The sequence below is a fragment of the Mycobacterium sp. NGS24 genome, assembly GCF_059813065.1.
The window spans coordinates 148,319-167,549 of the sequence record NZ_JCALDW010000011.1 but is presented as its reverse complement, the minus strand read 5'-3'; the positions used below and the strand labels follow the sequence as shown (position 1 = coordinate 167,549).

Annotated in this window: 19 protein-coding genes and 1 pseudogene; 5 read left to right on the top strand and 15 right to left on the bottom strand. The window is 67.5% G+C overall.

The genetic code is table 11. From position 1 onward, the window contains the following. The 5 genes and pseudogenes from AC5Y6Y_RS16265 to meaB form a co-directional block, all read right to left on the bottom strand. Nucleotides 1-561: pseudogene (locus AC5Y6Y_RS16265) on the bottom strand (sensor histidine kinase); the annotation flags it as partial. A gap of 13 nt (nt 562-574) precedes the next feature. Beyond that, nucleotides 575-1,816 (bottom strand): MFS transporter, encoded by a 1,242-nt coding sequence (locus tag AC5Y6Y_RS16260; RefSeq protein ID WP_463828513.1) that lies wholly within the window; start codon nt 1,814-1,816, stop codon nt 575-577. A 97-nt stretch (nt 1,817-1,913) separates the two neighbouring features. Further along, complete coding sequence (locus AC5Y6Y_RS16255; protein ID WP_499919512.1) at nt 1,914-3,431, bottom strand: glycosyltransferase; 1,518 nt, start codon at nt 3,429-3,431, stop codon at nt 1,914-1,916. Nucleotides 3,432-3,524: 93 nt separating this feature from the next. Next, nucleotides 3,525-4,637, bottom strand: a complete 1,113-nt coding sequence (locus AC5Y6Y_RS16250) for a PPE family protein (protein WP_499919511.1) — start codon at nt 4,635-4,637, stop codon at nt 3,525-3,527. A gap of 229 nt (nt 4,638-4,866) precedes the next feature. Next, nucleotides 4,867-5,742, bottom strand: coding sequence for a methylmalonyl Co-A mutase-associated GTPase MeaB (gene meaB, locus AC5Y6Y_RS16245; RefSeq protein WP_463828500.1), 876 nt, complete (start codon nt 5,740-5,742; stop codon nt 4,867-4,869). A 135-nt stretch (nt 5,743-5,877) separates the two neighbouring features. Here meaB and AC5Y6Y_RS16240 point away from each other — a divergent pair, with 135 nt between their 5' ends. Then, complete coding sequence (locus AC5Y6Y_RS16240; RefSeq protein ID WP_499919509.1) at nt 5,878-6,753, top strand: proline iminopeptidase-family hydrolase; 876 nt, start codon at nt 5,878-5,880, stop codon at nt 6,751-6,753. 107 nt (nt 6,754-6,860) lie between these two features. After that, the gene (locus AC5Y6Y_RS16235; protein ID WP_463828498.1) at nt 6,861-7,667 is read left to right on the top strand and encodes a transglutaminase-like domain-containing protein; all 807 of its coding nucleotides are present in this window, start codon (nt 6,861-6,863) and stop codon (nt 7,665-7,667) included. Here AC5Y6Y_RS16235 and AC5Y6Y_RS16230 read toward each other — a convergent pair. Genes AC5Y6Y_RS16230 through AC5Y6Y_RS16215 form a run of 4 tightly spaced genes read right to left on the bottom strand, consistent with a single transcriptional unit; the run spans nt 7,664 to nt 11,800 of the window. Continuing rightward, nucleotides 7,664-8,431: an enoyl-CoA hydratase/isomerase family protein gene (locus tag AC5Y6Y_RS16230; RefSeq protein WP_463828497.1), complete on the bottom strand. Its 768-nt coding sequence runs from the start codon at nt 8,429-8,431 to the stop codon at nt 7,664-7,666. The genes AC5Y6Y_RS16235 and AC5Y6Y_RS16230 overlap by 4 nt on opposite strands. A gap of 1 nt (nt 8,432) precedes the next feature. After that, the gene (locus AC5Y6Y_RS16225; RefSeq protein ID WP_499919508.1) at nt 8,433-9,521 is read right to left on the bottom strand and encodes an acyl-CoA dehydrogenase family protein; all 1,089 of its coding nucleotides are present in this window, start codon (nt 9,519-9,521) and stop codon (nt 8,433-8,435) included. Beyond that, nucleotides 9,508-10,410: an acyl-CoA dehydrogenase family protein gene (locus AC5Y6Y_RS16220; RefSeq protein WP_499919506.1), complete on the bottom strand. Its 903-nt coding sequence runs from the start codon at nt 10,408-10,410 to the stop codon at nt 9,508-9,510. The genes AC5Y6Y_RS16225 and AC5Y6Y_RS16220 overlap by 14 nt, the downstream gene beginning before the upstream one ends. Beyond that, on the bottom strand, nt 10,388-11,800 hold the full coding sequence (locus AC5Y6Y_RS16215; protein ID WP_499919505.1) for a class I adenylate-forming enzyme family protein: 1,413 nt from the start codon (nt 11,798-11,800) through the stop codon (nt 10,388-10,390). The genes AC5Y6Y_RS16220 and AC5Y6Y_RS16215 overlap by 23 nt, the downstream gene beginning before the upstream one ends. Before the next feature lie 106 nt (nt 11,801-11,906). Here AC5Y6Y_RS16215 and AC5Y6Y_RS16210 point away from each other — a divergent pair, with 106 nt between their 5' ends. Together AC5Y6Y_RS16210 and AC5Y6Y_RS16205 are read left to right on the top strand one after the other, a co-directional pair. Beyond that, nucleotides 11,907-12,173, top strand: coding sequence for a 2Fe-2S iron-sulfur cluster-binding protein (locus AC5Y6Y_RS16210; RefSeq protein ID WP_463828512.1), 267 nt, complete (start codon nt 11,907-11,909; stop codon nt 12,171-12,173). Nucleotides 12,174-12,191: 18 nt separating this feature from the next. Next, nucleotides 12,192-12,506 (top strand): hypothetical protein, encoded by a 315-nt coding sequence (locus AC5Y6Y_RS16205; RefSeq protein WP_499919504.1) that lies wholly within the window; start codon nt 12,192-12,194, stop codon nt 12,504-12,506. Here the strand turns inward: AC5Y6Y_RS16205 and AC5Y6Y_RS16200 are convergent. Genes AC5Y6Y_RS16200 through AC5Y6Y_RS16185 form a run of 4 tightly spaced genes read right to left on the bottom strand, consistent with a single transcriptional unit; the run spans nt 12,503 to nt 16,487 of the window. After that, a complete protein-coding gene (locus AC5Y6Y_RS16200; protein ID WP_499919502.1) occupies nt 12,503-13,534 on the bottom strand; it encodes a CaiB/BaiF CoA transferase family protein in 1,032 nt (343 codons plus the stop codon). The two genes, AC5Y6Y_RS16205 and AC5Y6Y_RS16200, sit on opposite strands and share 4 nt — an antisense overlap. Then, nucleotides 13,531-14,487 carry an LLM class F420-dependent oxidoreductase gene (locus AC5Y6Y_RS16195; RefSeq protein ID WP_499919501.1) on the bottom strand — a complete coding sequence of 319 codons (957 nt, stop codon included), beginning with the start codon at nt 14,485-14,487 and terminating at the stop codon, nt 13,531-13,533. Before AC5Y6Y_RS16195 ends, AC5Y6Y_RS16200 begins: the two co-directional genes overlap by 4 nt. Then, a complete protein-coding gene (locus tag AC5Y6Y_RS16190; protein ID WP_499919500.1) occupies nt 14,472-14,909 on the bottom strand; it encodes a cobalamin-dependent protein in 438 nt (145 codons plus the stop codon). The genes AC5Y6Y_RS16195 and AC5Y6Y_RS16190 overlap by 16 nt, the downstream gene beginning before the upstream one ends. Continuing rightward, the gene (locus AC5Y6Y_RS16185; RefSeq protein WP_463828489.1) at nt 14,910-16,487 is read right to left on the bottom strand and encodes a methylmalonyl-CoA mutase family protein; all 1,578 of its coding nucleotides are present in this window, start codon (nt 16,485-16,487) and stop codon (nt 14,910-14,912) included. A gap of 462 nt (nt 16,488-16,949) precedes the next feature. On the opposite strand from AC5Y6Y_RS16185, the gene AC5Y6Y_RS16180 reads away from it, so the two are divergent. Next, the gene (locus AC5Y6Y_RS16180; RefSeq protein WP_499919498.1) at nt 16,950-17,630 is read left to right on the top strand and encodes a cutinase family protein; all 681 of its coding nucleotides are present in this window, start codon (nt 16,950-16,952) and stop codon (nt 17,628-17,630) included. A gap of 15 nt (nt 17,631-17,645) precedes the next feature. Here AC5Y6Y_RS16180 and AC5Y6Y_RS16175 read toward each other — a convergent pair whose 3' ends face one another. Together AC5Y6Y_RS16175 and AC5Y6Y_RS16170 are read right to left on the bottom strand one after the other, a co-directional pair. Further along, nucleotides 17,646-18,458: a class I SAM-dependent methyltransferase gene (locus AC5Y6Y_RS16175; RefSeq protein ID WP_499919497.1), complete on the bottom strand. Its 813-nt coding sequence runs from the start codon at nt 18,456-18,458 to the stop codon at nt 17,646-17,648. A 12-nt stretch (nt 18,459-18,470) separates the two neighbouring features. Beyond that, entirely contained in the window at nt 18,471-19,205 is a 735-nt protein-coding gene (locus AC5Y6Y_RS16170) for a M15 family metallopeptidase (RefSeq protein ID WP_499919495.1), read from the bottom strand. Between the last annotated feature and the right edge of the window lie 26 nt (nt 19,206-19,231).

Sequence of the window (19,231 nt, the reverse complement as noted above, 5' to 3'; positions counted from 1 at the left end):
ATGCAGTTCTTCGATACGCACCATCACCAGCGCCGCCGCGCACAGAAATCCGTAGAGCCCGAACAGAAACGCGGTGTCAGGCCAGCCGATCGCCCGCTTCTGCACGTGGTCCTGAATTCCGGCGAACACGAACCCGACCAGGGTGAAGGCCAGCACCACCGCCGCCCGGCGGGTCGACATGTCCACGCCCACCAGCACCGGCAGCAGGATCATGATCAGCAACGGATAGATCCCGTCGCTGGACAGCAACTGCAGCGCGGTCAGCACCACCACGTCGATGGCGATGAAGACGAACGGCTCCAGTCGGCTCAGCTCGGCGAACCGGCTCATCCCCAGGCGCCGAAACGGCGTGAAAGCCAAGATCAGGGCGCACACGGTGGCGAAGGCGTACAGCATCACCAGGGTGATTTGCCCTCTCCATTCGGAGCGGGGGGTGGCCACCACCATGGCGCCGATCACGAAGGCCAGGACACCGACCCGGAGCACGGCGACAACACGATAGGAGCGCAACCGGTGGATGTTGCGCACCCGGTCCATTTCTGTGTCACTGGCGATCGCCACCGGAACACCGTACTCAGGACAGCACCCGCGGGCAGCCGGCGCCGGTCACAACGGCCGCCAGCGGTTTGCACAGTGCGGCGCCGAGCAAACCGATGGCCAGTGTCGCGACCGCGAGCGTGGCGCGCCCCCCGAGGGGCAGACTGCACGCGACCAGGACCGGCGCGACGACCGAGGCGATCGCGGTGGTCATCGACCAGATCCCTTGATAGAGACCCCGGTTCGCGGCCGGCGCGATGCGGTGCACGACGCCGGCGGCCACCACGAACCAGATGATCTCACCGGGCGAGCACGCGATCGCGGTCACGCTGAACGCCAGCGTGGTGTGGGCCAGCGCCGAGACGCCCATGCAGACCGTCACCCAGGCACCCGCGCCGGCCAGGATGTCCAGTCGCGGGCCGGCGGCGAGCTGCGCGCTCAGCCAGGGCGTGATCAACGGGGTGAACGCGATGACCGCCACTGCGTTGACGAGTTGCACGCACCCGTAGGCGCCGGCCCCCAGACCCGACTCGGCCATCAGCATCGGCACCGCGGCGAAGATGCCCATCAGTGCGGTCAGGCTGGCCAGGCTGGATGCGAACAACAGCAGCAGGCGGCGGTCCGAGAACGCCTGCCGGTAGCTGCTCGGCCCGGGTGGCGAGTCGGTCGGGCGACGGGTGCCGGCCGGGATGCATCGGGCCGACACCAGTGCGAAGGCCGCGCAGGCCAGGGCGTTGACCCAGTACAGCACGGGAGTGCCACACCAGTCGGCGGTCAGACCACCGATGCCACCGGTGATGGCGGCACCCACGTTGAGGACCCACCCGTAACGCCAGCTGTCCAACCGCGCCCGCCGCTGCGGATCTGTCACCAACTCGGTGATGGCGGCGCCCAGCACCAGGCGCGGAGCATCGCAGACCAGGCCGGCGACCGCGGCCCCGAGCAGCAGCGTCGCCAAGTCGTGGGCCCCGGCCAGCACGACGAGCACCGCGGCCGCGACCGACATGGTGGACACCAGCGTGGTTCGGGTACCGATGCGGTCGATCAGGCGGCCGCACAGCAGTTGGCCTGCCGCCCAGCCGACGCCGTAGGCCGCCAGCACAGCACCGACAGCGCCTGCGGCGTAACCGCGGCCCGCGACGTGATAGGCCATGAACGGGTAGGCGAATCCGGCCGAACGAACCACCAGGTTCCCGCCCAGCAGCAGCCAGATCACCGTCGAATGATCTTCGGTGTGGGTCTGCTGCGCGACGCTGGGGATCCGGTCCTCGACCGCCACTGTGCTCACGTAACTGACGGTAGAAAGTGCAACGCGGCCGCAGTACCTCCGATCGGCCCGACAACGGGTTGACCACCTGTCCGCCGATCGGGGGACATCAGGCCGCCAGGGCCTGCGGCACCGCGGGCTGCGGGGCCGGGACGGAGCCGCGGTGAGCGGTCTTCTCCCACAGGAACGGGGCGGTGACCAGTTGATAGAGCGCCCGCCACGCCGCCACCCAGTGCGCGATCCAGTACAGCGGCAGCGCAAGGATCGCGCGGAGGTGGCTCCCGCGGCGTTCGCCGTACGCCAGGTAGGTGGTGAGAAGCCAGGCCAGCGTGCTCACCGCCTGCACCCCACCGATCAGCAAGGGATCGGCCTCGACCTGCACCAGCCCCCCGTAGCCGAGCATGTCGGCTACGCCGAGCCCGAAAATCATTGTCTGCGCCAGGAATTGGACCGGCATGCCGAACACGAAGATCAGCAGGGTCAGCAGCCCGCGGGGACCGAACCGTCGCATCGCGTCGCGGGGCGACCGAGTGTGGACCAGCCCGGTGAGCAGAAACCCCTTGTGCCAGCGGGTGCGCTGGGAGATCCAGTCACGCAACCGGTCCGGTGCATCGCCGTAGGTGACCGAGTCGACGACATCCGACCGGTAGCCCAACGCGTGCAGGCGCATCCCCAGATCAGCGTCTTCGGAGACATTCCAGGCGTCCCAGCCGCCCACCCTGCGCAGCACCTCCGTGCGGAAGTGGTTGCTGGTGCCACCGAGTGGAAACGGCGCACCCAGGGCGGCCAGACCCGGCACCGTCATGCGGAAGCGGCGCGCATACTCCACCCCGAAGCAGTGCGCCAGGAGGCTGGTCTCGACGTTGCTGGTCTGCAAAACCGCTTGGACACAGGCGAGTTCGGCATTGTCGTCGGCGAAGACCGCCGCGGTTCGGCGGAGTTGGTCGGGCTCGGGACGGTCCTCCGCGTCGAAGATCACCAGCAACTCGCCCTTGGCCACCAGTAGGCCGGCGTTGCACGAGCGCGGTTTGGTGCGCGGCGGCCCGGGCGGCACCTGCAGCACGCGCATGTGCGACGGCGGGTGCGCGGCGGCGATCGCCGCCTGGGTCTCGACGTCGGTCCGTTCGACCAGGAACAGGACCTCGAGCCGCTCGGCCGGGTAGTTCAGCTTGGCCAGGCATCCGACCAGATCACCGATGACCTCTTCCTCGCGGTAGGCCGGAACCAGCACGGTGTAACTGGGTAGCTGTTCGTCGGTCAGCACCGGACCGGGTTGACGGGCCCGATCCGCGCAGCGTCGCCGACCCGCGATCGCGACGGCGACCGACACCGCCACGATCAGCGAGGTGACCGTCAGCAGGGTGATCAGCAGTGCCGACGGCGCGATCACCGCCGCGACGACGCATGCTGCCCCGATACTCTGGGCAAAACGTTTCTGCCACAACAGGATTCCATGCCGAGCGGACATCTGCGGATGGGTCTCGGCGAAGTCGTGCAGGATGGTGTGCGCGACTTCGGTCGCACACTCGGTGAAGACCTGGTCCTGCAGTGGGACCGGCCGCAAGTGCAGATCAGCCAACGTTGTGGGCGGGTGAGCGGGGACTGCGAGCGGGGCGATTGTCGTCACGCCTGGAACGGTATTGACGATCACATTTCGGCAACTCCACCGATCGGGCCGTGCGGGGGCGGAGGCCGGTCGGACGATCGGGGGACACCACGGCTATCCGACCAGCGAGGGGAGCACTCGCAGCGGTGCGATTCCGTCCTGGATCGCGACTCCGGCTGCCTGGGCGCGTCCGGAGCCGGCCCCCACCGGCAGTCCGCCCAGCAGTTCCGGAGCAGCCGAACCCATCAACGGTGCGACTCCGCTGACCGTGCCCGGCAGCGCCCCCACCGCGGCGTGGCTCAGGGTCGGTGCCGATGCGGCCCAGGCTCGCGGGACCGACAGCGCCCCCACCGACGAGGCTTCACCGAGCGCCGCGGACACCGATCCGGCTGCGCCTACCGACGAGGCCGAGACAGCACCCAGTGCGTTTGCCGCAGCGGATCCCACCGATGCCGCGATCTGACCGCCGACGCCTGCGACCGCGGGGAACAGGCCGTTGATCGTCGACATCATCGACATCATTAGGCCGGCCGAAGACGTGCACACGAAGAACGGCGTGCCGAAGATGCTCATCAGGGTGTCCAGATCGGTGATCCACCCGGGCAGCACGGTGTCGCCGATCGAACCCAGTTGGGTCAACACCGCCACGACGCTTCCGGCGGCGGCCACCGCCCCGGTTGTCTGACTCGCCACCCCGGCCGGGTTGACGACTTGCGGCGGCTCGGCGAACGGGGTCAACCGGGCGGCGGCGGCCGAGGCGGCGGCGTAGCCGTACATGGCGGCTGCGTCCTGTGCCCACATCTCGCCGTACCGGGTCTCGGTGAGCGCGATCGCCGGCATGTTCTGACCCAGGTAATTGGTGGCGACCAGGGTGGCCAGCTGCGCGCGATTGGCCGCCACCTGGGCGGGATGCACCGTCATCGCGTAGGCGGTCTCGTAGGCGGCGACGGCGGCTTTGGCCTGGCCGGCGGTCGCCTCGGCCTGCGCGGCAGTCGCATCGAGCCAGGCCGCATACGGTGTGGCAGCGGCAACCATGGCGGTGGCCGCGGCCCCCAGGAAGGGACCACTGACCAGATCGGTGATCACCGATTCGAAAGCTGTTGCCGTGACTCTTAATTCGACCGCGAGCTCGTCCCAGGCGGCGGCGGCCGTCAGCATCGATCCGGCACCCGGCCCTGCGTACATCCGCCCGGAGTTGACCTCCGGCGGCAATGCCCCGTAACCCATCTGCTGCCGTGCGCTTTCAGCGATCCGCTGCGGGGTTGCCGGCGGTCATCGTGGTGTCGACCGACCCTCGGTTTCCCGCGGCCGAGATCAACAGGTAGGACTGGTGCGGCACGATTGGCGACATGGCGTTCAGCGTGCCGCCCGGCGGTGTTGCTGTCTGTCCGGTGAGCGGCCACCCGCCGGTTGAATCGGGATGTCCCCCGATCGTGGGAGGGCAGGCCCCGCAGGTTCAATCCTGTTGCTGGGGCGACAGCAACCGTTCGGCCGCGGCATAGGGATCGTCGTGGCCGTCGACCACCGACTCGGCGAGCCGATCGAGGTCGGTGCGGGCACGCAACCTGGTCTGCGCCAGCGAGAGAATCTGCGCCCGGGCGCGGGCCAGCCGACGGGCGCGGTTGTCGGCGCGATGGTGAGCGTCGATCGCGTCCACCAGTTCGGTCAGACCCTCGCCCCGGGCAGCGACCAGGCTCACGATCGGAGCTTTGGTCTCCGCGCGCAGGTCCCGCACGGTCTGCTCGGCACCCTCGCGGTCGGCCTTGTTCACCACCACGATGTCAGCGACCTCCAGCACGCCGGCTTTCGCGGCCTGCACCGCGTCGCCGGCCCCGGGGTTCAGGATGACGATGGTCGGATCGGCCACCGCAGCGATCTCGATCTCGGACTGTCCCACCCCGACGGTTTCGGCGAGCACCACGTCGTAGCCGATCGCCCCGAGCAGCGCGATGGCGGCAGGCACGGCCGCGGCCAGGCCCCCGAGATGACCGCGACTGGCCACCGAGCGGATCAGCACGTCGGAATCGTTGATGTGCGCGGTCATTCGGATCCGGTCGCCCAGCAGTGCGCCTCCGCTGAACGGTGACGACGGGTCCACGGCCAACACCGCGACCCGGCATTCGCGCTGCCGGTATGCACCGACCAACGCGCCGATGGTCGTCGACTTACCCGCACCCGGCGGGCCGGTGATGCCGATGACCCGGACCGGCTGTGCCGCGCCGATGCCGGCCAATACCTCGTCGCGGCGCTCGCTTTCGACCAGGCTCAGCAACCGGCCCGCGGCACGTGGAGATCCGTTGCGGGCCTTGCCGATCAGATCGGATACGTCCATGGTGGTGCGCTACGCCCTTCCGCGCCAAAATGAGAACACTATTCTCTCAGTTAGAGAGTACGAGTTGCAAGGTTGCCCGCGCGCCGCCGGGGTGCTCCGTGCGATCCTGGGTGCCCGTCCCGAAGGAGGCTGCCGGTGACCGAGTCGAGGATCGCGGTGCCGGGCGGCACGGTGTGGGCGAAGCGGGTGGGCCCGTCCAACGAGACAGCCTCCGGTCGACCGTTGCTCGTCGTGCACGGCGGCCCGGGGTTGCCGCACTACTACCTGAATTCGTTGCAGCGGCTGGCCGACGACCGCGAGGTGATCTTCTGGGATCAACTCGGTTGCGGCAACTCCGAGCGACCGTCGAACCCCGACCTGTGGACCATGCAGCGGTCCGTGGCCGAACTGGATGCGGTGGTAACGGCTCTCGGTCTCAACGACTTTCACATCTTCGGCAATTCCTGGGGCGCGATGCTGGCGCAGCAGTACCTGCTGGACATCGCCTGCAGCGCCGTCAGCTTCACCATCTCCAACAGCGCCGCCTCCATCCCTGCGTTCACCGCCAACGTCGCACGGCTCAAGAGCGAGCTGGACCCTGCCACCCGGGACGCCATCGATCGTCACGAGGCGGCCGGTACCACCGATTCGGCCGAGTACCGGGCCGCCGTCACCACTTGGAACGAAACGTTCCTGTGCCGCCGCCTGCCGTGGCCGACAGATCTCTATCGGGCTTTCCAGAACATGGGCACCGAAATCTTCGAAACAATGTTCGGCCCCAGCGACTTTCATATCGTCGGGACCATCCGCGACTGGGATGTGCTCGATCGGCTCAGCGAGATCACAGTGCCGACACTGCTGCTGGCGGGCCGGTTCGACGAATGCTCGCCCGACCACATGCGCGAGATGCACGAGCGCATCCCCGGTTCGCGCTATGAGTTCTTCGAGAACAGCGCTCATCTGCCATTCATCGAAGAGCCGACTCGGTTCGATAGGGTGATGCGGGAGTTTCTCCGGCAGCACGACTGCTGACAAAAGCTCCCGGGTGTGCGTGAAGTGCCGAGGTGCGGGTATAGGCCACGCATGATTGGCTGCACGCCATGAAGTTGCGACGGAATCGAAACAAGGGGGGCGCGTCGATGAAGCGTGAGGTTGCGGCAAGTCTGCAGGTCGGTATTTCTGAACCCACCGCGCTGGAATTCCAGATCGCGGTCGCCCGACTGCCGGGCCTGGACGTGAACGAGTCGCTGACCGCGACCCTGGACGGGAAACCCGTCTCGCTGCGTGAGATCAACGGCGAATACGGCACCCGCATCCACACCGCCGACCTCGGCGCCGGTGAGCTCAACGTCGAGTACCAGGCCACCGTCGTCGGACGTGCCGAGCCACTTCCGGTCAAGGAGATCGAAGTCTCGACCTACCTGCGGCCGAGCCGCTACGCCGAGGCGGACAAGTTCTTCGGATTCGCCGCCACCGAGTTCGGTCAGTACACGAACCAGTCCGTGACACTGCTGGAGAAGGTGTCGTCGTGGGTGGGGACGCGGCTGCAGTATGTTCCGGGCTCCAGCGATCCGATCGACGGAGCGACCGACACGCTGCTGGCCGGTGCCGGCGTGTGCCGCGACTACGCGCACCTGGTGATCGCGCTGCTGCGCGCTGTCAACGTGCCCGCCCGACTGGTCTCGGTGTACGCGCCCGGGTGTGACCCGATGGACTTCCACGCCGTGGCCGAAGCGCTGATCGACGGACAGTGGCGGGTAGTGGACGCGACGTGCCTGGCGCCGCGCCAGACCATGCTGCGCATCGCCACGGGCCGGGACGCGGCCGACACCGCCTTCCTGGACAACCACGGCGGCGGGATCGACCTGACCAACATGGTCGTCACCGCGATCAGCAGCGACGACCTGCCGCGCGACTCGGTCGAGGACCTGGTCTCGCTCGGCTAGTTCTTGCCCGCGTTCAGCTTGCTGACGATCGACCGGAAGTCCTCGGTCACAAACGACTGGTGCTCGGCCGACAGCGCGTAGTCGATGCTGGCCAGCACCGCACGCTCCAGGTGGATGTTGAGCACCCGCTTGGTGCTTTCCACAGCCTGCTGCGGCAACTCGAGGATGCGTGTGGCGCACGCCACCGCTTCGGCCACCGGGTCCTCGACCACATGGTTGGCCAGGCCCAGCTCGACCGCCCTTTCGGCGCGAATCCTGGTGCCGGTCAAGGCATATTCCTTGGCCAACAGCAGACTGATGTGCAGCGGCCAGGTCAGCGGCCCACCGTCGGCGGCCACCAATCCCACCTGCACGTGCGGGTCGGCCAGGAACGCGTGCGGGGCGATGTAGACGATGTCGCTCAACGCGACCAGGCTGCACCCCAACCCGACGGCGGGTCCGTTGACCGCCGCGACCACCGGGATCCGGCACCGTGCCATACCCAGCACGATTTCGCGTCCGTCCCGAATTGTCTTGGCCCGCAGGTCGGCGTCCTCGGCCAGCTCCGCGAGGTAGGCAAAGTCGCCACCGGCCGAAAATGCTTTACCGGCGCCGGTGAGCACCGCCGCACGCGCCGTGGGGTCGTCGGTCAGTCGCTGCCACAGCCGCGCCAGCCCGACGTGCAAATTGTCGTTGACCGCATTGAGGTCATCGGGACGGTTGAGCGTGATGATCCGCAGCGGACCGTCGGCGCGCACATCGATTTCGCTTGGCATGTCGTACATTTCAGACTCCCAGTCCCAGGATTCGCGAGGCGATGATGTTCTTCTGTATCTGCGAGGTGCCGCCCATCACGCTTTGCGCGCGGCTGTACAGGTAGGCACTGAGCAGGTCCGGATCGCGGGTGCCGCCGACGGCCAGCGCCGCATGTCCGACGGATTGTTCCACCCAGGTCATCAAGAGCTTATCCAGCGAGCCCTCAGGTCCGTGCGACACGCCGTCGAGTTGTTCGGACAGCCGCCGCCGCACGTGGTGGGTGAGCATCTGCGCCTGGACAGCTGCCCATGCCACGTCGTCGTCGACCTCACCGTCGCTGCGCGCCACCAGTTGCGCGACCAGTTTGTTGTACCGGGCCGCGTAACCCAGGGTGGACGGTTCGCGTTCGTGCCCGACGACGGTCATGGCCACTGCCCACCCTTCGCCGGGGGCACCCACCATGCGGTCCGCCGGGACCCGGGCACCGTCGAAAGTCACCTGGCCGAATTCGTTGGTGACGCCGTTGATCATGCGCAGCGGACGTTGTTGTACACCAGGCTGTTTCATCGAAACGATGAAAGCCGACAGGCTGCGGTGCCGCTTGGCGGCGGGGTCGGTTCGCGCCAGCAGCAGACACCAGTCGGCGACGTCGGAGTAACTGGTCCAGATCTTGTGCCCGTTGATCACGTACTCGTCGCCTTCGCGGGTGGCGGTAGTGGTCAACGACGCCAGGTCCGAACCGGCACCCGGCTCGCTGAACCCCTGGCACCAGCGCTCGGTGCCGTTGATGATGCCGGGCACGAAGCGTTGCCGCAGTTCGTCGCTGCCGTGCCGGCCGATGCCGATGACCAGGTAGCCGACGCTGGGCCGTGGCGGAGCACCGGCGCGGGCCAGCTCCTCGTCGACGATGACGTCGTACACCGGCGGCAACTCCCGGCCGCCGTACTCGCGCGGCCACGACAGACCGAAGAAACCCTCTTCGTACAACGCGCGGTGCCAGTCGGCCTGCCGGGCCCAGTACTCGTCGCCCGACCCGCCGAACTCCTTGGCGTGCAACGAAAGCCAGGACCGCAGCCGGTTGCGGAACTCGGCCTCCTGCGGCGAATCACGAAAGTCCACGACCGACCTCCTTCAGGGTGACCGGCCACAGCTCGGTCGACGTCAGCGCCCGGCGCAGGTACACGTGCACCAGGCATTCCCAGGTGTTGCCGATGCCACCGTGCACCTGTATCGCGGTCTCGCAGACGGTGCGGGCGGCCCTGGCGCAGTAGACCTTGGCCACCTGCGCGGCCCGGATCGCTTCGGCGGGGTCGAGTTCGTCGACCGCCCATGCCGCGTGGCGTAGCACGCTCACCGAACCTTCGATCAGCGCCAGGCTTTCGGCCAGCAGGTGGGCGACGGCCTGATACGACCCGATCGGTTTGCCGTACTGCTCCCGCAGCTTGGCGTAGTCACAGGCGGTGGCGTGCGCGCCGCGGGCGGCTCCGACCAGGTCGGCGGCCGTGGCCACCAAGGCAAGTGCCCGCCATCGGCCGGCGGCCTCCGCGGACACCTCCCCCAGCGGCGTCGGGGATCCGGCAATCGACGCACACGTCCGGGTCAGATCGGCACCACCGTCGTCGCCGAGATCGACGACCGAGACCGTGGTGCCGGAGAGCAGCAACGCCCGCTGATAGCCGCGCGCGTCGACGGCGCGATCGTCCACCGCGATGGTCACCGGTCCGACGTCGGCATCGAGGTGGCGGGCCAGGTCGCCGGCGAGCACCGGCCCCAGGAAGGGTGCGTCGACCAACCGGCGGCCGAATTCCTCTGCGACGATGGCTACTTCGACCCCAGAGGCCTCATCCGAGCGCAGCGATCGCCATCCGGTCAGGTCAATCTGCTTGTCCAGTCTGCCGATTCGGCTCTGGTCGGCCAGGTCCTGTACCGCCCCGGCGCCCAGGTCGTCGGCCATCTTGGCGGCGGCGTCACGTAGTTGCTGTTGTTCAGCTGTCAGACGTACATCCATAGCTCTCCTTGAGCACTCTGCGGAGCACCTTGCCCGAGGGCAGGCGGGGAATATCGGGCACGAACACCACCCGGCTCAATCGTTTGTAGGACGCCAGTTCCGCTTCGACGCGTTCAGCGAGTTCGGCTGCGAGCGCGGTGCTTTGGCCGGCCGCGTGGGTGGTCACGGCCGCCACCACAGCTTCGCCGTTGACACCGTCGGGCACACCGAACACCGCGCAGTCGTGGACGGCGGGATGACCGTGCAACACGGTCTCGATCTCGACCGGTGCGATCTGGAATCCGCGTACCTTGATCATCTCTTTGAGACGGTCGGTGATGCGCAGCCAGCCGCCATCGTCCAGCGCGCCGACGTCCCCGGTGCGATACCAACCGTCACTGAGCACTTCGGCGGTCGCCTCGGCCGGCAGGTAGCCCGCCATCATCGAATTCGACCGCGCCTGGATCTCGCCGACGTCACCCGGGCCGACGGGCTCGCCGGTGTCCGGGCAGACCACCCGCAGTTGCACGCCGGACACCGCCCGGCCGACCGAGTCCAGCCGCGATCCGACGACGGGGTTGCAGGCGATGACCGGGAGCTCGGTGGTGCCGTAGGCGGGGACCCAGCAGATGCCGGTGCGTCGGGTGACGGTTTCAGCGATGCTGGCCGTCACCGGTGTGGCACCCCACATGATGTAACGCAGTGACGACAGGTCGTAGGACTCGAGGCCGGGATGGGAGGCGATGGCCAATGCAATGGGGGCGACGGCCATTTCGACGGTGATGCGATCGGATTCGATGTGCCGCAGCATCCGGTCGATGTCGAATCGGCGGTGCAGCCGCAACCATGTCCCGGTGCGCAATGCGGTCAGGATGTTCAACAGGCCCAGAATGTGGGACGGCGGGGTGGCGACCTGGATCCGGTCGCGACCGGTCAGCTGCAGCGCTTCGCGCCAGTGCTGCACCGAGGCGTCCAGCGAAGCATGGGTGTGTCGCACCGCCTTCGGCAGTCCCGTGGTGCCGGAACTGAACACCAGGACCGCATCGCCGGGCGCCGACCCGGCATTCCCCGGTGCACCGGGACCGACCGGTTCGTCCAGGTGCAGCATCGGCATCAGACCGGCCAGCACCGGGTTGTCCCCGATCGCATGGGCCGGGTCGGTCAGCGCGAGGGCGTGCTCGACCTCGGCCCGCTTCCAGGCCGGGCTGAGTAGCACCGCCGTGGCCCCCAGCCGCCAGATCGCCTGCAGGGCGATGAAGAACTCGGGCCGGTTGGACGCCATCACCGCGACCCGCTGACCCGCGTGGACGTTCCGCTTCCGCAGCGTGGCAGCCAGTCCGTCGGTCAGCGCGTCGAGGTCAGACAGGCTGTATTGCCGGTCCTCGAACGCGAGCGCGGCCGGCTCGGTCACGTCTCGATCCTCCAACCGTCTGAGAAGACCCTATCGTCTAATGAGAATACTATTCTCTATAGCGAAGAATACAAAGTGCAGGGAGGTGCGCGTGACGGAGGCCGGCATGGTGACGATTCACCTCGACCGCAAGAAGGTGTCGGTGCCGTTGGTCCCCGGCGAGACGCTGCTGGAAAGCGCGCGACGAGCCGGGCTCGAACCGCCGTTCAACTGCGAGGCCGGCAACTGCGGGACGTGCATGGCGCACCTCACCGAAGGCACCGCGACGATGCGGATCAACGACGCCCTCGACGACGACGAGGTCGAGGACGGCTACATTCTGACCTGCCAGGCCGTGCCGGACGCGGCACCGATCACCGTGCACTACGAGTAGCCACCAGGGAGGCGGCACATGGCCAGAGGGATCATCTACGTCGAGACCTACCCCAGTGCGCCGGACCGCGAGCAGGAGTACAACACCTGGTACGACGAGGTGCACCTGGGCGAACTCGTGGCGCTCGACGGCATCATCTCGGCACGCCGGTTACGCCCGGTCGACGGTGACGGGCCGTACGTCGCGCTGTACGAGATCGAGGGTGACGACCTGCCGGCCATATTGCAGGGCATGAGCACTGCCAAGCTGACCATGTCCAGTGCGCTGCAACTCGATCCGCCGCCGATACCGCGATTGCTCGAGGTGATCACCGACCACCCTCCGTCGGACTAATCGGGCAGCTTCGGCGGCGGCCGGTAGTCCGGTTCGTAACCGGACACCCGAATCGGACTGCCCACCAAGCGCGAATCTCCAGCCTGGACAACAACTTCCGGTGTCGCTTCCAGCGCTTCGGGCAGCGTCCGCACCGCCGCGGCCGGCACCCCGAGGGGACGCAGCCGCTGCTCCCAGCTGACGGCAGTGTCGGTCGCCAGCATCGCCGTCACGACCGCCAGCACCTCGTCGCGCCGGGATACCCGCTCGGCCATCGTCTCGAAGCCGCCGATACCTGCCTCGGAGGCAAAGGATTTCCAGAAACCGTCGTGGGTGATGAACAGTGCCAGGAACCCATCGGAAGTCGGGAAGAGCTGTGCGGGAACATAATACGAGTGCGCACCGTAGGGCCGGCGCTGGGGAACGACACCGTCATTGAGGTAGGCGGCAGCGTGATAGTTCAGCTGCGAGAACATCACATCGCGCAACGACACGTCCACCTGACCACCGCTGCCCGAGATGATCTTGGCCAATAGTCCGAGCGCAGCGGTCATGCCGGTGGAATTGTCCGCCGAAGAATATCCCGGCAGGGTCGGTGGGCCTTGCGGATCGCCGGTCAGCGCGGCGATACCGACTCCGGCCTGCACCACGTAGTCGAAGGCCGGGTCGTCTCCGCCGTCGAGTCCGAATCCGGTGATGGCCACGCAGACGATCTTTTCGTTGTGCTGCCGTAGCGTCTCGTAGGTCAATCCCAGCCGCCGGATCGCCGACGGCTTCAGATTCACCAGCAGCGCGTGGGCGTCGGCAACCAGTTCGCCTAAGCGTTGTTGTCCGCCTTGCGAATTGAGGTCCAGACAAATGCTGGACTTGTTGCGGTTGAGGCTGGCGAAATAGCTGTCGGAGACCCCACGGGAAATCTCCCCGCCGCGCGGCTCGATCTTGGTGACGTCGGCGCCCAGGTCGGCCAGCAACATGGTGGCGTACGGTCCGGCCAACATGGTGCCGACCTCGAGTATCCGAATGCCGGCCAGCGGACCGGCACTGCTCACCGCAACTCCCGGGCGAGTTCGGCGATCATCTCCCGCGTGCGTCGCTTGGAAGCAATGAGTTCCTCGCGGGTGTCACCGATCGGCAGCAGCCGCACCGACAGATCCGTCACCCCGGCGTCGGCGAATCCCCGCATCCGGGAGAGAATTTGCTCGGGGTCGCCGGCCGCGCACAGGTCACCGACGTCGCGGGCATCACCGCGTTCGAGTAGCCGCTGATAGTTGGGCGAGACTTCAGCTTCCCCCAGGATGCGGTTGGCCCGTTCCCGGGCCGTGTCGACTTCGGATGCCGCACAAAGACATACCGGGATACCCGCGATGATCCGCGGCGCAGGGCGGCCGGCATCCGCGGCGGCCTTGGTGATCTTCGGTGCGATGTGGTCACCGATCGCACGCTCGTCGGCCATCCACAACACGGTGCCGTCGGCATGCTCACCGGCCAGTTGCAGCATCACCGGACCCAGTGCGGCGACCAGCACCGGCATCGGGGTATCGGCTCCGATCGCCAGCGGGTTGTGCACTGTGAACGAATCGTTCTGTACGTCAACCGGTCCCGGTCCGGCGACGGCGGCGTTGAGTACCTCGAGATAGTCGCGGGTGTAGGCGGCCGGCTTCTCGTAGGGCAGCCCGAGCATGTCCCGGATGATCCAGTGGTGCGACGGTCCGACACCCAGCGCCAGCCTCCCCCCGGCCACCGCGTGTATCGAGAGTGCCTGACGGGCAAGAGCAATGGGATGTTGAGCTTGCAGCGGCACCACCGCCGTCCCCAGCTCGATGCGTGAGCTGTGGGCGGCCATCAGCGACACCATGGTCAAGCAGTCGAAGTCGTCGGGAACCTGCGGCATCCAGGCCGTGTCCAGACCCGCCGATTCGGCCCATTCGATGTCGGCGACCAGCTTGGTCACCTTGCGGGACATGTCGCCACGCTCGGCGCCGATCATCACTCCGACACGCACGGTTCCTCCTGTGCTGTCTGGGCAGCCGGTTCGGGTGTTCCGGTCAGCGTGCGAATCTCGCGCACCAACGCGTCCAGCGGTGTGCCGGTCGGAAACACCGCTGCGGCACCGGCTTCCAGCAACTTGGGCACGTCGGCGTGCGGGATGGTTCCACCGACCACGACCGCGATGTCAGCCGCATCGGCCGCGCGCAGCGCTGCGATCGTTCGGGCGGTCAGCGTCAGGTGGGCTCCGGACAGGATGCTCAAGCCGACGACGGCGACGTCTTCCTGAACCGCGATCGACGCGATGTCCTCGATGCGCTGCCGGATACCGGTGTAGATGACCTCGAAGCCGGCGTCGCGCAGGGTACGGGCGACGATCTTGGCGCCACGATCGTGTCCGTCCAGACCGGGTTTGGCGACCAGTATGCGGGCGGCCATCTAGAACACCACCGGCTGCTGGAATTCGCCCCAGACCGCCTTGAGCGTGGCGACCATCTCACCGACCGTGCAGTAGGCGTTGGCGCAGTCGATCAGCCGGTGCATCAGGTTGTCGTCTCCTTCGGCGCCGCGGGCCAGCGCAGCCAGGGTGGATTCCACTGCGCCGCTGTCTCTTTCGGCTTTCACCTGGGCCAGCCGCTTGAGCTGCAGGTCGCGGCCCTCGGCGTCGAGTTCGTAGGTGTCGATATCCGGTTCGGGTTCCTCGGAGACGAATCGGTTGACCCCCACCACCGGTTTCGCGCCACTCTCGATGTCCTGATGTATCCGGTAAGCCTCGTCGGCGATCAGCCCCTGCAGGTAGCCGTCCTCGATCGCGCTGACCATGCCGCCGTGCTGTTCGAGGTCGGCCATGATTTCGATGATGCGGGTCTCGGTGGCGTCGGTGAGTGCTTCGACGAAGTAGGAGCCACCCAGTGGGTCGGCGACCTGCGCGACGCCGGTCTCGTAGGCGAGGATCTGCTGGGTGCGCAGGGCCAGCGTGGTGGAGTCCTCGGAGGGCAGCGCGAAGGGTTCGTCCCAGGCCGCGGTGAACATGGACTGAACACCGCCCAGGACCGCCGCCATCGCCTCGTAGGCCACCCGCACCACGTTGTTCTGGGCCTGCGGACCGTACAACGACGCACCGCCGCAGACACAGCCGAACCGGAACATCGACGCCTTATCCTTGGTCGACCCGTACCGCTCCCGCACGATCGTGGCCCAACGTCGGCGTCCCGCACGGTATTTCGCGACCTCTTCGAAGAAGTCGCCGTGGGTGTAGAAGAAGAACGAGATCTGCGGCGCGAATTCGTCGATACTCATCCGGCCGCGCTCCACCACGGTGTCGCAGTAGGTGACCCCATCGGCAAGGGTGAAGGCCATCTCCTGTACCGCGGTGGCGCCGGCGTCACGGAAGTGGGCGCCGGCCACTGAGATCGCGTTGAAACGCGGGACTTCGGCCGCGCAGAACTCGATGGTGTCGGCGATCAGCCGCAGCGACGGCTCCGGCGGCCAGATCCAAGTTCCCCGCGAGGCGTATTCCTTGAGGATGTCGTTCTGGATGGTGCCGGTGAGCTTGGCGCGCGGTATGCCTTTCTTCTCCGCGGCCGCAACGTAGAAGGCCAGCAGAATCGCCGCCGTGCCGTTGATCGTCATGCTGGTGCTCAGCTTGTCCAGCGGGATCCCGTCGAACAGGATCTCGAAGTCGGCGAGGGTGTCGACCGCGACCCCGACCCGGCCCACTTCCTCACCGAAATCAGGATCGTCGGAGTCATAGCCACACTGAGTCGGCAGGTCGAGCGCGACCGAGAGACCGGTACCGCCCTGGTCCAGCAGGTAGCGGTAGCGACGATTGGATTCCTCAGCGGTGCCGAAACCGGAGTACTGCCGGAAAGTCCACAGCTTGCCGCGGTATCCGGACGCGAAGTTACCCCGGGTGAACGGGAACTCACCCGGAGGCGGGGGCTCGGTGCCGCGGTCCTGCGGGCCATACACCGGGGCCAGCGGTATGCCTGATGGGGTGTGGGCTGCGTTATCCATCGGTGAATAACGTACTTGCAAAAAAAGAGAATGCCAATACCATAGTGTTGACCTGCTGAAACGGTGCCGCGCCAGCAGCGTCTGCGGCCACACGGCCCCGGCTATTCGGGCCCAGCAGGGTGGTCGGCTCGGAGTTGTCCGCTCGCCGCACCGAGCCAGCGATTCCGCGGCTGCGGATGTGTGAACATCAGCACATCGCGGCGGGGCCGAAGTCCGGTCCCGGCGGCGCCTGTCATCGCCGATCAAGTGCGGAAATGCGCTTCGAGCGCAGCTATGGCGCGCCCCGGCCGCGGGCCGCTGCCGGCAGCGCCAATTCAACCTGTGTTTTACGCTCAGCACATCGCCCCGGAAATCACGGGCGCGGAACAAACCGCTCCCGACGCGAGTTCGTATCGGCGGAGCCCCCAAATCAACGGAAAAGAGCTGACTTTGCGCCGCACCGGAAACCCTTCCCTACGGCGGATGGCACCCAGGCTGGCCGTGATCGTCGGCGCCGTAGCCGCACTCATGTCGCCGTTCGGCGAGCCGGCCCGCGCCGGCGCTGATCCGGGATGTCCCGATGTCAGTGTGGTGTTCGCGCGCGGGACCTTCGAGGCTCCCGGCGTCGGCGCTACCGGACAGGCGTTCGTCGATGCCCTCAACGCTCGGCTGGTGGGCAAGAACGTCGCCGTCGACCCGGTCAACTATCCCGCGTCGCTGGACTTCGCCAGGGCGGTCGACGGTGTTGCCGACGCGAGCAGCAAGGTCGAGACCACGGCCGCGAATTGCCCGAACACCAAGATCGTGCTCGGCGGTTACTCCCAGGGTGCGGCCGTCGCCGCATACACCACGGCCGACTCCGTCCCGGACGGCGTGGCGCTGCCCGACGGGACCGGGCCGATGCCGCCCGCCGTCGCGTCCAAGGTCGCCGCGGTCGTACTGTTCGCGGCCCCGTCGGACGGATTCTTGAGCATTGTCGACCGCAGCGCTCCGCCGATCGCGATCGGTCCGCTGTACACGGCCAAAACGCTGCAACTGTGCGCGGACGGCGATCCGGTGTGCTTCCCCGGCGGCCGGGACCGCGCCGCGCACAGCACCTATCGGGACAACGGCATGGCCAACCAAGCCGCCGATTTCACCCGCAACGCGATCCTGTCTCGCTGAGCAGTCCGCGCACCATCATGCGCGGCACAGTATTTCCCCGTTGGGGATGGCGAACCAGCCATCCGGGTGCGCGGCCCACGCCCGCCAGGTCGCCGATATCTCGTCGAGCTCGGCGCTGACGGCCAGGCCTGACTCGACCAGCTGACGGGCGAGATCCGAGTGCAGAATCCGATCGGCCCACATGCCACCCCACCAGCGCCGAGCTTCGTCGGTTGCGTAGCACCACAGGCTGCCCGTCGGCGTGATGTCGTCAAAGCCGGCTTGGCGAGCCCAGGACAGCAGGTGGCGGCCCGCATCCGGTTCGCCGCCATTGGCGCGGGCGGCGCGTGTGTACAGGTCCAGCCAGCGGTCCAGCGGCGCCAGACGCGGGTACCAGATGAACCCGGCGTAGTCGGCGTCCCGAGCGGCGACGATCCCACTCGGTGCGCACACCCGCTTCATCTCGCGCAGCGCCTGCACCGGGTCCGCGACGTGCTGCAGCACCTGGTGGGCATGCACGACGTCGAACGCGTCGTCGGGCAGGTCGAGCGCATGCACGTCGGAGGTGGTGAACGACACGTTGCGCAGGCCGCGCGACTGGACCTCGGTGCGCGCCAGGCCCAGCGCCTGTTCGGTCTGCTCGACGGCGGTCACTGCGCCGGGCGCGACCCGCAACGCGAGGTCTGCGGTGATAGTGCCTGGGCCACAACCGATATCGAGAAGCGACAGGCCCGGCCGCAAGTGCGGCAGCAGGTAGCCGGCGGAGTCCGCCGCGGTACGTCGCCGGTGTCCGCGTAGCACCGACTCGTGGTGTCCGTGGGTGTAGATCGCCTGGGGTTCCTCGTTCATGAAGTGGTCCGTTCAGTCGACCGGGGCATCGAGAATCGGCCGCTGCACCCCGGCCCCGGGGCCGTCGAAGTGCCACCATTCACCGGAATACACCTGCAGCCCACCGTACTTCATCGCATCCCGCAGCCGGGACCGGTTCGCCTGCGCGGTGGGACTGACATCTTTGGTCGCGAAAGCCGTTGCCCGCGCGGTGAAGTCGTCGAAATCAGTGCCCATGTCAGCCACGCAGAACTGCGCCGCCCGCCGTACTGTCGGACACGGTTGTTGGGTGGTGGTGAAGGTGACGTCCACCGACCGTCCGGCCTCATGGCTGGTGGCGTACGGGCCGGGACGGGCCACCCACGCCGGGTTGGGCACCGCTTGATACAACCTGGCCTGAACCTCGTGCGGCCGGTAGCAATCCCAGAAGACCAGCAGTTGCCCGGCTGGGCGCAGCGAATTGGCGGCCGCTTCGAGCCCGGGCGCCATGGTGTGGTGCACCAGGCAACGGGCGCCCGGGGGGTACAGCTGCGTGTGGGTGAAGTTGTCGGTGGTGGCGTATCGCAGATCGATCACTGCGTCGCCCACGATGCTGCGCACGTCGACGAGTCCGGCCGCGGCCGCCTCGGGACTCACCGGAGGCACGCCAGGACTGAGCGGAATCGTGGTGCCCACCGGTCGCACCGAGGCGCCGTACGATGGCGCACCGCACCCGGCCACCAGGCACACGATGGCCACGATCAGCTGGAACTGCACTGTTCGACGCATTGCTTCATTGTCGCGGGTCGCGACCC

What these genes read in the sequence shown, in the direction of transcription:
- AC5Y6Y_RS16230 (WP_463828497.1), bottom strand. Translation starts at nt 8,431, where the DNA reads ATGTACGACATGCCAAGCGAAATCGATGTGCGCGCCGACGGTCCGCTG.
- AC5Y6Y_RS16190 (WP_499919500.1), bottom strand. Translation starts at nt 14,909, where the DNA reads ATGGCCGCCCGCATACTGGTCGCCAAACCCGGTCTGGACGGACACGAT.
- AC5Y6Y_RS16235 (WP_463828498.1), top strand. Translation starts at nt 6,861, where the DNA reads ATGAAGCGTGAGGTTGCGGCAAGTCTGCAGGTCGGTATTTCTGAACCC.
- AC5Y6Y_RS16185 (WP_463828489.1), bottom strand. Translation starts at nt 16,487, where the DNA reads ATGGATAACGCAGCCCACACCCCATCAGGCATACCGCTGGCCCCGGTG.
- AC5Y6Y_RS16210 (WP_463828512.1), top strand. Translation starts at nt 11,907, where the DNA reads ATGGTGACGATTCACCTCGACCGCAAGAAGGTGTCGGTGCCGTTGGTC.
- AC5Y6Y_RS16250 (WP_499919511.1), bottom strand. Translation starts at nt 4,637, where the DNA reads ATGGGTTACGGGGCATTGCCGCCGGAGGTCAACTCCGGGCGGATGTAC.
- AC5Y6Y_RS16220 (WP_499919506.1), bottom strand. Translation starts at nt 10,410, where the DNA reads ATGGATGTACGTCTGACAGCTGAACAACAGCAACTACGTGACGCCGCC.
- AC5Y6Y_RS16170 (WP_499919495.1), bottom strand. Translation starts at nt 19,205, where the DNA reads ATGCGTCGAACAGTGCAGTTCCAGCTGATCGTGGCCATCGTGTGCCTG.
- AC5Y6Y_RS16205 (WP_499919504.1), top strand. Translation starts at nt 12,192, where the DNA reads ATGGCCAGAGGGATCATCTACGTCGAGACCTACCCCAGTGCGCCGGAC.
- AC5Y6Y_RS16180 (WP_499919498.1), top strand. Translation starts at nt 16,950, where the DNA reads ATGGCACCCAGGCTGGCCGTGATCGTCGGCGCCGTAGCCGCACTCATG.
- meaB (WP_463828500.1), bottom strand. Translation starts at nt 5,742, where the DNA reads ATGGACGTATCCGATCTGATCGGCAAGGCCCGCAACGGATCTCCACGT.
- AC5Y6Y_RS16175 (WP_499919497.1), bottom strand. Translation starts at nt 18,458, where the DNA reads ATGAACGAGGAACCCCAGGCGATCTACACCCACGGACACCACGAGTCG.